The 14073-nt window shown below is 47.8% G+C and carries 18 protein-coding genes; 14 read left to right on the top strand and 4 right to left on the bottom strand.

Annotated features, from left to right (window positions below; translation table 11 throughout):
- Nucleotides 1-75: 75 nt before the first annotated feature.
- Nucleotides 76-522: a YusW family protein gene (locus tag M1E03_RS04210; protein WP_020452892.1), complete on the top strand. Its 447-nt coding sequence runs from the start codon at nucleotides 76-78 to the stop codon at nucleotides 520-522.
- Between the two features lie 40 nt (nucleotides 523-562).
- On the opposite strand, the gene M1E03_RS04215 is transcribed toward M1E03_RS04210, so the two are convergent.
- A complete protein-coding gene (locus M1E03_RS04215) occupies nucleotides 563-1540 on the bottom strand; it encodes an ABC transporter substrate-binding protein (RefSeq protein WP_020452891.1) in 978 nt (325 codons plus the stop codon).
- Between the two features lie 152 nt (nucleotides 1541-1692).
- Here M1E03_RS04215 and M1E03_RS04220 point away from each other — a divergent pair, with 152 nt between their 5' ends.
- From M1E03_RS04220 to M1E03_RS04240, 5 genes are read left to right on the top strand one after another with little or no spacing between them, the layout of a single operon-like run.
- On the top strand, nucleotides 1693-2694 hold the full coding sequence (locus M1E03_RS04220) for a FecCD family ABC transporter permease (RefSeq protein ID WP_020452890.1): 1002 nt from the start codon (nucleotides 1693-1695) through the stop codon (nucleotides 2692-2694).
- Entirely contained in the window at nucleotides 2691-3746 is a 1056-nt protein-coding gene (locus M1E03_RS04225) for a FecCD family ABC transporter permease (RefSeq protein ID WP_020452889.1), read from the top strand. The genes M1E03_RS04220 and M1E03_RS04225 overlap by 4 nt, the downstream gene beginning before the upstream one ends.
- Nucleotides 3747-3763: 17 nt before the next feature.
- Nucleotides 3764-4582 (top strand): ABC transporter ATP-binding protein, encoded by an 819-nt coding sequence (locus M1E03_RS04230; protein ID WP_020452888.1) that lies wholly within the window; start codon nucleotides 3764-3766, stop codon nucleotides 4580-4582.
- Nucleotides 4575-5315: an IucA/IucC family C-terminal-domain containing protein gene (locus tag M1E03_RS04235; protein ID WP_023856222.1), complete on the top strand. Its 741-nt coding sequence runs from the start codon at nucleotides 4575-4577 to the stop codon at nucleotides 5313-5315. The genes M1E03_RS04230 and M1E03_RS04235 overlap by 8 nt, the downstream gene beginning before the upstream one ends.
- Complete coding sequence (locus tag M1E03_RS04240; RefSeq protein ID WP_020452886.1) at nucleotides 5316-5567, top strand: YusU family protein; 252 nt, start codon at nucleotides 5316-5318, stop codon at nucleotides 5565-5567.
- Nucleotides 5568-5596: 29 nt separating this feature from the next.
- Here M1E03_RS04240 and M1E03_RS04245 read toward each other — a convergent pair whose 3' ends face one another.
- The 3 genes from M1E03_RS04245 to M1E03_RS04255 form a co-directional block, all read right to left on the bottom strand.
- The gene (locus tag M1E03_RS04245) at nucleotides 5597-5938 is read right to left on the bottom strand and encodes a spore coat protein (RefSeq protein ID WP_009329552.1); all 342 of its coding nucleotides are present in this window, start codon (nucleotides 5936-5938) and stop codon (nucleotides 5597-5599) included.
- Nucleotides 5939-5948: 10 nt separating this feature from the next.
- Nucleotides 5949-6200: a hypothetical protein gene (locus M1E03_RS04250; RefSeq protein WP_023856221.1), complete on the bottom strand. Its 252-nt coding sequence runs from the start codon at nucleotides 6198-6200 to the stop codon at nucleotides 5949-5951.
- Between the two features lie 76 nt (nucleotides 6201-6276).
- Nucleotides 6277-6438 carry a YuzL family protein gene (locus tag M1E03_RS04255; RefSeq protein WP_020452884.1) on the bottom strand — a complete coding sequence of 54 codons (162 nt, stop codon included), beginning with the start codon at nucleotides 6436-6438 and terminating at the stop codon, nucleotides 6277-6279.
- A gap of 209 nt (nucleotides 6439-6647) precedes the next feature.
- Between M1E03_RS04255 and M1E03_RS04260 the strand changes: the two genes are divergently transcribed.
- The 8 genes from M1E03_RS04260 (at nucleotide 6648) to M1E03_RS04295 (ending at nucleotide 13985) form a co-directional block, all read left to right on the top strand.
- Complete coding sequence (locus M1E03_RS04260) at nucleotides 6648-9038, top strand: 3-hydroxyacyl-CoA dehydrogenase/enoyl-CoA hydratase family protein (RefSeq protein WP_145654531.1); 2391 nt, start codon at nucleotides 6648-6650, stop codon at nucleotides 9036-9038.
- A gap of 12 nt (nucleotides 9039-9050) precedes the next feature.
- Entirely contained in the window at nucleotides 9051-10226 is a 1176-nt protein-coding gene (locus M1E03_RS04265; protein WP_025809838.1) for an acetyl-CoA C-acetyltransferase, read from the top strand.
- A 19-nt stretch (nucleotides 10227-10245) separates the two neighbouring features.
- On the top strand, nucleotides 10246-12030 hold the full coding sequence (locus M1E03_RS04270) for an acyl-CoA dehydrogenase family protein (protein ID WP_145654530.1): 1785 nt from the start codon (nucleotides 10246-10248) through the stop codon (nucleotides 12028-12030).
- Between the two features lie 115 nt (nucleotides 12031-12145).
- Nucleotides 12146-12502 (top strand): arsenate reductase family protein, encoded by a 357-nt coding sequence (locus M1E03_RS04275; RefSeq protein WP_020452880.1) that lies wholly within the window; start codon nucleotides 12146-12148, stop codon nucleotides 12500-12502.
- A 61-nt stretch (nucleotides 12503-12563) separates the two neighbouring features.
- On the top strand, nucleotides 12564-12947 hold the full coding sequence (gcvH, locus tag M1E03_RS04280) for a glycine cleavage system protein GcvH (RefSeq protein ID WP_020452879.1): 384 nt from the start codon (nucleotides 12564-12566) through the stop codon (nucleotides 12945-12947).
- 60 nt (nucleotides 12948-13007) lie between these two features.
- Nucleotides 13008-13244, top strand: a complete 237-nt coding sequence (locus M1E03_RS04285) for a YusG family protein (RefSeq protein WP_020452878.1) — start codon at nucleotides 13008-13010, stop codon at nucleotides 13242-13244.
- A gap of 62 nt (nucleotides 13245-13306) precedes the next feature.
- Nucleotides 13307-13651 carry a toprim domain-containing protein gene (locus tag M1E03_RS04290; protein ID WP_075212653.1) on the top strand — a complete coding sequence of 115 codons (345 nt, stop codon included), beginning with the start codon at nucleotides 13307-13309 and terminating at the stop codon, nucleotides 13649-13651.
- Nucleotides 13652-13676: 25 nt separating this feature from the next.
- The gene (locus tag M1E03_RS04295; protein ID WP_026580080.1) at nucleotides 13677-13985 is read left to right on the top strand and encodes a thioredoxin family protein; all 309 of its coding nucleotides are present in this window, start codon (nucleotides 13677-13679) and stop codon (nucleotides 13983-13985) included.
- The last annotated feature ends 88 nt before the right edge of the window (nucleotides 13986-14073 follow it).

The raw sequence follows: 14073 nt of genomic DNA on the forward strand, positions 1-14073 counted from the left end.
TTCCGCTGAGAGATTGAATGAGTTTCCGCAAAGTGGACATAGCTAAGGATAATGTGCATAGAGGAGATGAACGGTATGAACCTATTTCGGATGGCCGTTATCGCTCTCGTCATGATCCTGATGACCGGCTGCCGTTCAATAGCGGAAGAACATGCCGAAGGCAAGGAGGCCGTTCCCGATAACGCTCCTGTTTCAGATGTGGAAAGCGTGCCTTACGCTGCATTTGCATTGGAAGTGAACTATGGCCGTGGAAAGCACAATTCGTTTACAGCCGTATACGACAAACAGGAGCGGGAAGAAGCATCGATTAAAGACCACCTGAACGGAGCGGACCGCGAAGGGGAAGAAGCTTTAAACGAAATGAAAATGGTTTTAAGCGAGCTTTCGATCGCCAAATCCGATTCAAAGCAGGACGTGATCAGCAATGTGCTCGAGGCTTTCAATCTTGATGAGCGATATGACCTGTTTCATCTGCGGGTGAAATGGCCGGATGGTACGTCAAGAATCTATCACGGAAAATAAACAAAAGAGCATTTCCAACGGCGGAAATGCTCTTTTTTGCTTACGATTTTAAAAAGTATTTTTCGATGTCATCAAGGAACAGATACGCTGCTTTGACACCGCCGGCCGTCGTCCAGATCGCATCGTCGACTTCGTGGGCGTTTCCGGTTTTGACAGCGTTCAATTTTTTCCAAAGCGGATCGCTTGTCCAATCGTTTTGCCATGTTTCGGCCTCTGTTTTGCTTTCGGCAGGTTTATATGTGAAATAGAACAGGACATCCCCATCCATTTCAGGGATCGATTCTTTATTTTCCGTCATAAAAACAAATTTGTCGTCTTGTTTTTCAAACAGTTTTTCCTGTTTTTCCGGATACTTAAAACCGAGCTGATCCAAGATGATTCCCGGGAAAGAATCTTTATAGTAAATCCTTGATTGGCCGGCCATAAATCTGACAACCGACACCCGTTTCTTTTTCTGGTCGCCGAGCTTGTCGCTTAATTCGCTGACTTTTTTATCGAAATCTTCTAAAACTTCTTTGCCCTTTTCCTCTTTGTTTACCGCTTTCGCGTAGAGGGAGAAGTTGTCTTTCCATTCGCCGCGCAGCGTTTCAGAGAAGACAGTCGGAGCAATTTTTTCAAGCTTGTCGTAGATTTTTTCATGTCTCATTTTATTCCCGATGATTAAATCAGGCTTTAGCTCGGCTATCGCTTCGATATTCGGTTCGCCTTCGAGCCCGACTTGCTTAACGCCTTTCATATCGGCTTGAATATGCTTATACCAAGGATCGCCTGTCCAGGATTTGACTGCACCCACAGGTTTGATTCCGAGTTCCAAAAGCGCTTCGGTTCCTTCATTTGTCAGGACGACGACTCTTTTTGGGTCTGCAGGCACTCGTTCTTCCGTACCCATTGCGTGTTTAACGGTGATCGTATCTTTATTCTCTCCGCCCTTTGCAGAGTCATCCTTGCCTCCGCCGCAGGCTGCAAGAATTGAAATCGCTAACAAAGCGATAAATCCAACAATTGACCATCTCTTCATGTGTGTCCTCCTTAGGTATGTAAGTCATTCATCCTGATCATAATTTTTGATCAGAATTTTGTCAATTGTTAATTGAAAATGATTTTCAAGATCAATGTTATCTGATACAATAACCAGTAGATGTTTCAGTCAAACTAGGAGAATTTTAATTTATGCTCTTAAGAACGAATAAATATAGAACAATCGCACTACTGTCTTTTATTTTGGTGCTGGTTGCCGCCGTTTGCGCTAGTATCGTATACGGTTATACGAATACGTCATGGTCGATGGCCTACAAGGCTTTTACGGGCTTCAGCGGCTCTAATGAACATCTTGTCATCAAAAACGTGCGTTTGCCGCGCGCGCTGATTGCTGCAACTGTCGGCGCTTCCCTCGGAGTTGCCGGCGCTTTAATGCAGGCGATGACAAAAAACCCGCTTGCTTCCCCGGGAATTTTCGGCGTGAACGCGGGTGCCGGTTTCTTTGTTGTTGGAGCGCTGTTTTTCTATCACGTCAGTTCGCTTCAGACGATTGCATGGATCTCGTTTTTTGGTGCAGCGTTTGCCGCGCTTGTCGTCTATTTTGTCGGCTCTCTCGGAAGGGAAGGGCTGACGCCGGTCAAGCTGACGCTTGCAGGGGCGGCGATGTCAGCGCTGTTCTCATCATTGACGCAAGGCATGCTTTCCGTTAATGAAGCAGCTCTTGAGCAGGCGCTGTTTTGGCTTGCGGGCTCTGTCCAGGGGCGCGACCTCAGCCTCTTGGTCTCCGTCCTTCCATATATCGTGCCGGCATTCATCATCAGCTTTTTACTCGGGTCGAAAATCAATGTCTTAACGATGGGGGAGGAAGTGGCAAAAAGCCTCGGCCAGAAAACGTGGCTGATCAAAGCGTTGATGGCGGTTTCGATTATCCTGCTTGCCGGGGGATCTGTCGCCGTCGCCGGGCCGATCGGTTTTATCGGTATTGTTATCCCGCATTTTGCAAAATTTATCGTCGGCCACGACCATCGCTGGGTTCTTCCGTACTGTGCCGTGCTGGGAGCCATCCTGCTTGTAACCGCAGACATTGGCGCAAGGTACCTGATTATGCCTGAAGAAGTGCCTGTCGGCGTCATGACAGCCATCATTGGGACACCCATTTTTGTCTATATCGCGAGAAGGGGGTTCCAAAAATGAAAAATTACCGCACGCTGAGAATCGGAAAAGGCGGCATTTCATTGTTGATCGGCAGAAAAGCACTGTTTTCGTTCGTGATCCTATTGGTGTTGACGGCTTGTGCAGTCATCCTCAGCGCCGGCATCGGTGAACGTTTTATTTCTCCGGGCGCCGTCGCGAAAACGTTTTTGGGCATGGGGGATCCGGGCGATGACCTGATCATTATGTCCTTCAGGATGCCGCGGATTTTGGTCGCTCTGTTTGCCGGAATCTGTCTGGCGGCAGCCGGATCGATCCTTCAGGGTCTGATCCGCAATCCGCTCGCTTCGCCGGATATTATCGGTGTGACCGGCGGGGCTTCAGTCGCCGTTGTCTTGTTTTTAATGCTGTTTTCCAATAAAAACAATGCGCTTACGGTCAGCATCAGCTGGCTCCCGGTTGCCGCATTTATCGGCGCGGCTCTCGCCGGAATGCTCGTTTATTTTCTTTCATATAAAAACGGCTCTTCGACTTTCAGGCTCGTTTTGATCGGAATCGGATTTTCGATGCTTGCCCAGTCGCTGACGACATTGTTTATGATAAAAGGACCGATATACAGAATGTCTCAGGCGAACGTCTGGATTACCGGATCAGTATATGGATCGAACTGGCAGGATGTGAATATTTTAATGCCGGCTGCGCTTGTCCTTTTGCTGATATCCGCAGCCGCCGCCAGAAACGTCAACATTCAGACGCTTGGTGAAGAACTGGCGACAGGAGCGGGCAGCTCGGTTCAGCGGAACCGCTTTTTGCTCCTTCTGCTGAGCACGGCTTTTGCCGGAATTGCCGTTGCCTTTGCCGGAACCGTCGGATTTGTCGGTTTGATGGCCCCGCATATCGCAAGAAGGCTTGTCGGTTCATCATTCGGCGCCCTCTTGCCGGTTGCAGCGCTGATCGGAGGATTGCTTGTGCTGATTGCCGACATCATCGGACGCACGCTTTTTTCTCCCGTTGAAGTGCCTGCCGGTGTGTTTACTGCAGCGATCGGCGCCCCTTACTTTATCTACTTGCTGTATAAAAGCAGAAACCAATAAAAGGAGAGATTTCATTTATGAGTGCCATTTCAACAGAAACGTTAAGCTTAGGTTATGGAGAAACAATCATTATTGATGAGTTAAACTTAACGATCCCAAAAGGTGAAATCACCGTATTTATCGGCAGCAACGGCTGCGGTAAGTCGACTCTCCTTCGGTCTCTCGCACGTTTGATGAAGCCAAAGGGCGGTTCAGTGCTTCTCGAAGGCAGCTCCATCGCCAAACTTCCCACGAAAGAAGTGGCAAAGGAGCTGGCCATTCTCCCTCAAGGCCCTTCGGCTCCGGAAGGCCTGACCGTTCTCCAGCTCGTTAAGCAGGGGCGATACCCTTACCAAAACTGGCTGAAGCAATGGTCGGCGGAAGATGAAGAGGCTGTGCAAAAGGCTTTGAAAGCGACAAGAATGGAAGAACTGGCCGAGCGCACAGTCGATTCCTTGTCAGGAGGCCAGCGGCAGCGCGCCTGGATCGCGATGACGCTCGCCCAGGAAACGGATATCATATTACTGGATGAACCGACGACATACTTGGATATGACGCATCAAATTGAAATTCTGGACCTTTTGTTTGAATTAAATGAACACGAAAAGCGCACGATCGTGATGGTGCTGCACGATTTGAACCTTGCCTGCCGCTACGCTCACCACCTCGTCGCGATTAAAGATAAAAAGATATATGCCGAAGGCCGGCCTGAATCCATTATCAACTGCAAGCTTGTGCAGGACGTTTTTGAAATGGACTGCGAAGTGACGAAAGATCCGCTTTTCGGCACGCCGCACTGCATTCCGTACGGAAGAGGAAGATGCATCGTCCAGCAGGTGGTTCAGTCCCATGCTTAATTTAACAAAAGAGGAGCTTGAGTCATTGCTTCGTTTTCGCCTTGGAACGAAGCAGACCGGCTCCTTATTCTCTGTTAAAGGAAACAAGCTCCTTGATGAGGATTTTTTAGAACGTTATGTAGAAGATATTAAAGACAGGCTGAACGCTCCGAATCAAAAAGTTGCGGCTTCAATGCTCGTCAAGCGCAGCGGGATGCTGGCTGCGCTGCATTTCTATCTGTTTACGGTTTGGGGAAAGCGCTTGCCAACCGCTCCTGCTTCTGTGTCATGGGAGATAGAAGCCGATGATCGAGGGTGGACGCCGTCGTTTTATTTTCACAAAGGTGCTGAGCTTATCGAAGCGGATCGCACCGAAGAACTGAAAAGATTGACTGAGGATATCTTCAGGTGCCACCTTGGCGGCCTGATCGCGGCCTGTCGGCGGGTATTTTCGATTTCAAAGCATATTCTTTGGGAAAATATTGCCGTTTATCTGTATTGGATGTATGACACGCTTCTGGAAGATCCGAAACTCAAGGCGCGGGCGGCGCAAGATTTTCATTTTCTTCTTTATGAAGCTGAGCCCGGTCTTTTTGAAGAAGGGGCGGACGAAAACCCTCTCAAAAGGTTTTATCCCGGACAGCATGCGGAGGACCGGACACGCACGACTTGCTGTCTGTATTATGCAACAGACAAAAACGGTGTCAAATGCAGGACATGCCCGAGAAATAAACGTAAAGAAAGGGTGTCGTGAGTGGAAAAACTAAAGGAGCAGCTGGATGGACTTGTTGAGAAATATACGGAGCTGCTTTTAGGCGAAACGGACGAAGAACTGAAAGAACAGGTGAAGATGTGGATCATCTACAGCCATATCGCCAAAAGCATGCCGCCCCTCGCCAAGCATTGGAACGGAGCTTATCCGGATGCGAAGCAGGAGATAAAAGAAGTAATCCGTCAAATTAAAGAACGAAATGAAGCGCACCGAGCGGCTAATCAAAAAAAATAAGCAGGGAGACTCCTCTGCTTATTTTTTGTTTATTGGTTTTGCTGATATGGCGACTGGTCTTGCAATGTAGAATGGAACTGCTGATAAGACTGCTGGATTTTCTGGGCATCTTCTGCCTCCACCTTGTACCATCCGTTTTGAAACATCACCTGGTACAATCTGCGCTGTACGTTTTGCGCCTCATTAAACAGCGGCTGAACAGCTTGGTAAAGCGACTCATGGCTTAATTCATTAAGCGCTGTCGAGTATGCTGCCGTCATGTATTTTTCGGTTGTCAGCAGTTCGTTGACAAAATCCCTGTCATTCATCGCGCTCGTTTTCGGGACAGGAGTTTCCTGATTGCCGATTTTCTGTTGGTTTTGCTGATTCATCATTAACCTCCTATTGCATGTATGCTGACGGGTTTTGCGTTTGATTTTGTCGAAGCTGCTCCAATATCACATTGTAATGGTGATGGTGCATTTGTCCGACCCTGTCGAGTTCTGTTTTAAGAGACTGATCCTGGCACTGGTCCGCCATAAAATGCGCTTTTTTCATTGCGAGCAAGTTCCAGTTCAGCATATCCTGCAAATACAGATGATCCTTTGTTGAAATGACTGGCGGCGGTGTTGTCATTCCTTGCTGTTGCTGCATGAGTCTGCCTCCTTTTAGCGTTTATTTTTAGATTTCCTAACACAGCGGAAATTTATACCGGATGCTTAAAGGGGGCTTAGTGATCTTCAGGAACATCCATATTATGCTTTTTATATTGCTGGTTTTGGCTTGTCCGTTTTCCGCCCGCATCCGCCTTTTTATAATCCGGACCTGCATTACCTTTTATGCTTGCGGCGCTGACTGCGGCTGAAGATGGATTTTTTCTTTCACGTACCAAGGCCTTCACCTCCCTCTCTATTGGTTTGTCCCAAAAGCGGGGAAACATGTAACCGCGGCAAAATAATACCCGCTGAAAAAATTTCAGAAATTTTGCACCAAGTTATTGAACTCGCTTCCAAAATCTTTTAAGATGAAAGAAGACAGGAGAGTTTATTTTTTTGGAGCAAAAATGAATGAGTATTCATTCAAAGTAGGGGAGGATCTTTCATGGTCAAGCATATTCGTAAAGCCGCCGTTATCGGTTCCGGTGTAATGGGTTCCGGAATCGCGGCTCACTTAGCCAATATCGGGATTCCTGTGTTACTGCTCGATATGGTGCCGCGTGAATTAACAGATGAGGAAAGAAAAAAAGGCCGCACCCTTGAAGACCCGGATGTGCGCAACCGGCTGGCACAGTCAGCCGTACAAAATCTGCTAAAGCAAAAACCGGCTCCGCTGACATCGAAGAAGAATATCAGCCGTATCAGCACAGGGAACATGGAAGACGATTTTGAAAAAATTAAAGATGCCGACTGGATTATTGAAGTGGTTGTCGAAAACCTGGAGATCAAGAAGCAAGTGTTTTCAAAGGTCGATCAATACAGAAAACACGGAAGCATCGTCAGCAGCAATACATCAGGCATCTCCGTCAGGCAGATGGCGGAGGGAAGGTCCGCTGATTTTAAAAAGCACTTTTTAGGAACGCACTTTTTTAACCCGGCCCGCTATTTAAAGCTGCTTGAGGTGATTCCGATTGATGAAACGGATCCCGGGGTGCTGGACTTTATGAAGAAATTCGGCGAAGACGTCCTTGGCAAAGGGGTTGTTGAAGCGAAAGACACGCCAAACTTTATCGCCAACCGCATCGGAACCTACGGCTTGCTTGTCGCGGTTCAGGAAATGCTGAAAGGCGGCTACACGATAGGCGAAGTCGATTCGATTACAGGCCCGCTGATCGGACGCCCGAAAAGCGCAACTTTCAGAACGCTCGATGTCGTCGGGCTTGATACATTTTCGCACGTTGCCAAAAATGTCTATAACCAAGTCACTGGCGAAGAAAAAAACGTTTTCCGGCTGCCTGAATTTATTGAACAAATGCTCGAAAAAGGCTGGATCGGAAGCAAAGCGAAACAAGGTTTTTACAAAAAAGAAGGAAAAGACATCCTTGAGCTCGATCCGATGACGATGACCTACAGCAAACGCCAAACATTAAAAACATCGGGACTTGAAGCGGCCAAGCAAATGAAAGGCGCAGGAGCGAGATTGAAAGCGCTTATTTATTCAGATGACAGAGCGGGAAGCCTTCTTTGGAACATGACAGCTCCGACGCTTGTCTATTCGGCTGAGCTGACAGGGGAAATTGCTGACAGCATAACGGCGATTGATCAGGCGATGAAATGGGGGTTCGGCTGGTCGGAAGGTCCGTTTGAAATGTGGGACAGCATCGGTGTGAAAAACGCGGTGCAAAAGCTTGAAGCAGAGGGCTGGAAAGTCGCGGACTGGGTGAAGGAAATGCTCGCAAAAGGACATGAGACCTTCTACCTTAGAGAAAACGGAAAGACGTTCTGCTACTGTTTTGAAAGCGGCGAATACAGGGCGCTTCAAGAAAACAAGAGAACGATCCATTTGTCGTCACTCAAAGAAACAAAAGGCGTCATCAAGAAAAACAGCGGGGCAAGTTTGATCGATTTAGGCGATGATGTCGCACTGCTCGAATTTCATTCGAAAAGCAATGCAATCGGCCTCGACATCATCCAAATGCTCAAATTCGCTCTTGAGGAAGTAGATGCCAATTATAAAGGACTTGTGATCGGCAACCAGGGCAAAAATTTCTGCGTCGGAGCCAATCTTGCGATGATGCTGATGGAAGCCCAAGACGACAACTATATGGAAATTGACATGATCATCCGTCAGTTCCAGGAGACGATGATGAAAGTGAAATACAGTACCAAGCCGGTCGTCGCTGCTCCGTTCGGGATGACGCTTGGCGGAGGGACTGAGCTTTGTCTGCCTGCAGCCCGTGTTCAAGCTTCAAGTGAATCATACATGGGCCTCGTTGAAACAGGCGTCGGCCTGATTCCGGGCGGCGGAGGCAATAAAGAGCTTTATTTAAACTACTTGAAAGGGCTGCCTGAAGGCGTTAAACCGGATATCCAGGAGGCCGCCATCAAAACGTTTGAGACAATTGCTCTTGCAAAAACGTCGACTTCGGCTCATGAAGCGAAAGAGCTGAACATCTTAACCGCAGAGGATCAAATCAGCATCAACCAGGATCACTTGTTATACGATGCTAAAAAACTCGTCCTGACACTTTCCGAAAGTGGCTACCGTCCGCCGGTGAAAAAGAAAGTTCCGGTGACAGGCGAAACCGGCTATGCGGCGCTCCTGCTCGGTGCGGAATCGTTAAAGCTGTCCGGCGCCATCTCTGAACACGACATGAAGATAGCGAAAAAGCTGGCGTTTGTCATTGCGGGCGGGAGGGTTCCGTTCGGCGCTGAAGTAACGGAAGAATACTTGCTCAATTTGGAAAGAGAAGCTTTCCTGAGCCTTGTGAGCGAACCGAAAACGCAGGCGAGAATGCAGCATATGCTTGTAAAAGGCAAACCTTTGCGTAATTAAGGAGGGAAAATAATGAAAGAGGCAGTTATTGTATCGGGAGCGAGAACCCCGATCGGAAAAGCAAAAAAAGGCTCATTGAGGACTGTCCGTCCCGATGATTTAGGCGCATATGCAGTGAGAGAGACGTTGAAAAGAGCTGGCGGTTATGAAGGGAATATCGATGATTTAATCATCGGCTGCGCTACGCCGGAAGCCGAACAAGGGTTGAATATGGCGCGCAATATCGGCGCGCTTGCCGGGCTGCCGCACACAGTTCCGGCCGTTACGATCAACAGATATTGTTCTTCAGGACTTCAATCGATCGCTTACGGGGCCGAAAAAATCATGCTTGGAGCTGCCGACACGGTCATTGCCGGCGGCGCTGAATCGATGAGCATCGTGCCGATGATGGGACATATCGTCAGACCGAACGCGGCGCTCGCGGAAACAGCTCCTGAATATTATATGGGAATGGGCCATACGGCTGAACAGGTTGCCGTTAAATACGGCGTTTCCAGGGATGATCAGGATGCATTTGCCGTCAGCAGCCATCAAAAAGCAGCCAAAGCGATCGCGGAAGGAAAGTTCGAAGATGAAATCGTCCCGGTGGACGTCACCGTCAGAGAAGTGGATGACCATCACAAGCTGAAGGAGCGGACGTTTACTTTCTCTGCCGATGAAGGTGTGCGCCCGGGGACAACGAAAGACGTTCTGTCAACGTTAAAACCGGCGTTTTCGGCGGACGGTTCTGTTACGGCAGGGAATTCATCGCAGACGAGCGACGGGGCGGCCGCAGTGATGATCATGGACAGAGAAAAAGCGGATGCGCTTGGGTTAAAGCCCCTCGCAAGGTTCCGTTCGTTCGCAGTCGGCGGCGTTCCGCCGGAGGTGATGGGCATCGGTCCTGTTGAAGCTGTTCCAAGGGCGCTGAAGATGGCGGGACTTGAGCTCTCTGATATCGGTTTATTCGAATTAAATGAAGCATTTGCATCACAAGCGATCCAGGTGATCAGGTCGCTTGGCATCGATGAAGAAAAAGTCAATGTCAACGGTGGAGCGATTGCGCTCGGACATCCGCTCGGCTGCACGGGCACAAAGCTCACGCTGACATTGATCCACGAAATGCGGCGGAGAAGCGAGCAATTCGGCGTTGTAACAATGTGTATCGGCGGAGGCATGGGAGCAGCAGGGGTATTCGAATTAGTTTAATCACAAGGGGGATGGAACAATGGAACAAACAAAAGACCATATGAAAAAAGGCGGAGCCTTTCTGATCGAAGAGGTGACGGCTGATCAGCTGTTTACACCGGAAGATTTCACAGATGAACATAAAATGATTGCCAAAACGACTGAAGATTATATTCTCGGAGATGTTTTGCCATACATCGACGAAATTGAAGAGCACAATTTCGATCACTCTGTCAGGCTCCTGAAAAAAGCTGGAGAACTCGGGCTTCTCGGTGCTGACGTTCCTGAAGAGTATGGCGGACTCGGGCTCGATAAAATCAGCTCGGCGCTGATTACCGAAAAATTCTCAAGAGCGGGAAGCTTTTCGTTATCGTACGGGGCGCACGTCGGGATCGGCACGCTTCCGATCGTATTTTTCGGAACCGAGGAGCAAAAGAAAAAGTATCTGCCGTCCCTTGCAACAGGGGAAAAATTTGCAGCCTATGCCTTAACAGAGCCTGGCTCCGGATCTGATGCATTAGGGGCAAAAACAACGGCCGTTTTGAATGAGGCGGGAACCCACTATATATTAAACGGTGAAAAGCAATGGATTACAAACTCAGCTTTTGCCGATGTTTTCATCGTCTACGCGAAAATAGACGGCGAACATTTTTCGGCCTTCATTGTGGAAAAAGATTACGAAGGTGTTTCCACAGGGCCTGAAGAGAAAAAAATGGGCATCAAAGGCTCTTCGACCCGTACGCTCATCTTAGACCAGGTTCAAGTTCCGAAAGAAAACCTTTTAGGCGAACCGGGAAAAGGGCATGTCATCGCCTTCAATATTTTAAATATCGGCCGCTATAAGCTTGCTGTCGGGACAATCGGCGCTTCCAAACGGGTCATCGAGCTGTCCGCTTCATACGCCAATCAGCGCCAGCAATTTAAGACGCCGATTTCAAAGTTCAGCTTAATCGGGGAAAAAATCGCCACTATGTCAGCCAGACTTTATGCGATGGAAAGCTCTGTTTATCGTACGGTCGGGCTGTTTGAAGACAAAATGGGCACCTTGAGCGAAGAAGAGCAAAAAGACGGGCGCCAGGTCGCGAAATCGATCGCTGAATATGCAATCGAATGCTCCCTTAACAAAGTATTTGGATCTGAAACGCTTGATTATATCGTTGATGAAGGCGTCCAAATCCACGGCGGTTACGGATTCATGCAGGAATACGAAGTGGAGCGGGCTTACCGCGATTCACGGATCAACCGGATTTTTGAAGGCACAAATGAAATCAACCGTCTCATCGTCCCGGGCACATACTTGAAAAAAGCGATGAAAGGCGAGCTTCCTCTGTTTGAGAAAGCGAAGGCGCTTCAGGAAGAACTGATGATGCTCATGCCTGAAGAACCAGGTGACGGCGTTTTGGAACAGGAAAAGTATCTGCTGAGAAACGCCAAAAAAATCGCGCTCATGATCGCGGGACTCGCCGCGCAAAAATATGGAAAAGCGCTCGACCAGGAGCAGGAAATCCTCGTGAATATCGCCGACATTGTCAGCCAGGTCTACGCCATGGAAGCAGCTATTTTGCGTACAGAAAAAGCCATCCAGGCAACCGGGGAAGACAAAAACGCCCAGAAAATTCTTTATACGCAGATTTTTGCACAAGTTGCCTTTCAGGAAATTGAAAGCCATGCCAAGGAATCGCTCATTGCGATGGAATCAGGTGATTCGCTGCGGATGATGCTGTCCGCGCTCCGCAAATTGACGCGCTTTACGCCTGTCAATGTCATTGAGAAAAAGCGCCAGGCAGCCAAGGGAGTCTTTGAAGCTGAGAAATATATCGTTTAAACGAAAAGCCCTGCTTAGGCGGGGTTTTTAGCTGTTATAGAATGGAGCACGGTTTTAGGTTTTTCATTCGATCTGTGTTAAAATTACCTCGATTAAATGAGAGGGGTGTGTATGTATGGCTTTGGATTTTTACTGGTATCCGAAATGCGGGACATGCCGCAAAGCGAAAAAATGGCTTGAAGACCATGGCAAAGAAATCAATGGGATACATATCGCAGAAGAGCCGCCAAGCAAGGAAAAACTGAAAGAGCTCTACGAGAAAAGCGGGCTTGAATTGAAGAAGTTTTTCAACACGAGCGGACAAAAATACCGTGAACTCGGCTTAAAAGACAAGCTGCAAAACATGTCTGAAGATGAGCAGCTGGAACTGCTGGCTTCGGACGGTATGCTGATCAAACGCCCGATTGCGACAGACGGCAGTAAAGTAACGGTCGGTTTTAAAGAAGATCAGTTTAAGACATACTGGTTATAACCCATCAAAATATGATATCTTCAATGTAGGATCGATTAAAACACTTTATGGAGGGGTTAGCATGAGCACACCGAAAGAGTTGCGTTATTCAGAAGAACACGAATGGGTGAAAACAGAAGGAGATAAAGTCAGAATCGGCATTACAGACTTCGCCCAATCCGAACTTGGAGACATCGTATTTGTCGAGCTTCCTGAAGTGGGAGACGAAATCAAAGCGGACGAGCCTTTTGGCAGCGTTGAATCCGTAAAGACCGTTTCTGAGCTGTATGCCCCGATCAACGGAAAAGTGGTCGAAGTGAACGAAGATCTGGAAGACAGCCCTGAATTCGTCAACGAGTCTCCGTATGAAAAGGCTTGGATGATTATCGTCGAGCCGTCCGATGCTTCTGAAATCGAAAATCTGATGACAGCCGAGCAATATGAGGACATGATAAAAGAAGACTAAGGATTATTCAGGATAGCCATGTGTCGTTTGGATACTCTATATCAAGAGGGGGTGTCCAAATTGACGCTGAAAAAAGAACGTATTGATATTACAGAACATGTGGAAAGCCGATTAAAAAACGGCGGAATGCAGCTGTACCATGAGAATGAGCTGATCGGCCGAATGACCGGAAAGGATCAATACGAGTTGAAATCTGGATATTCATTCCAAGATGAGAGATTTTACAAAACGGCGGATACCGTAAGCGGTCCGGATGCTAAATATGTAGACTGTGATGACCACCAAGGCTGGTGTTAATCAAGTCAGGCGGTGAACATTCACTGCCTTTTTTTACAAGTAAATCTTTAAAGGTGATCCATATGCCGGAAAATGAAAAAGTCATGATCGTCGAAGGGAAATCAGATAAGCAAAAAGTGAAGCATGTCATCGAAGAGCCCGTGGATATCATTTGCACAAACGGAACGATCAGCCAGGCAAAACTCGATGAATTCGCCGAAACGCTGTTTGATAAAGACGTTTATATCCTGGTGGATGCCGATGAATCAGGGGAAAAGCTCCGCCGGCAGCTGACGAGGGAGCTCCCCCAAGCTTCGCATCTATACATCGATAGGGTATACAAAGAAGTCGCTTCCGCCCCGAGTCAGCATGTTGCAGAAATATTAATTCGTTCAAACATCCGGGTACATACAAAATATTTATTATAAAACGTATTGAGGTGCGGTTCAACAGATGCAAGAACTCCAAGAAAAAGAGCTAAAACGGCTTGAACATGAGACCTGTCTTCTATATGTATACACGCCGTTCTGCGGAACGTGTCAGCTGGCCGGAAGAATGCTGGAAGTCGTTGATGAAATGATAAAGGACATTCCTTTTTATAAAAACAATCTCAATTATTCCCCGGCATTTGCCAAGCAGCAGGAAATAGAAAGCGTTCCATGCTTTATCCTTTACAAAAACGGGCAAGTCGTCAAAAAAGAATACGCTTTTCACTCCGTTTCCTACTTATACGATACGATTAAACAAAATGTTGTGGATTAAGGGCGGTTTTGACATATTTCTCGGGAAATAACCAGCAAAAACTTGTCGAGCAATTCCTAAAGGAACTCCTGCGGCAGACAGAGAATCT

This window comes from Bacillus sp. PK6-013, assembly GCF_054161445.1.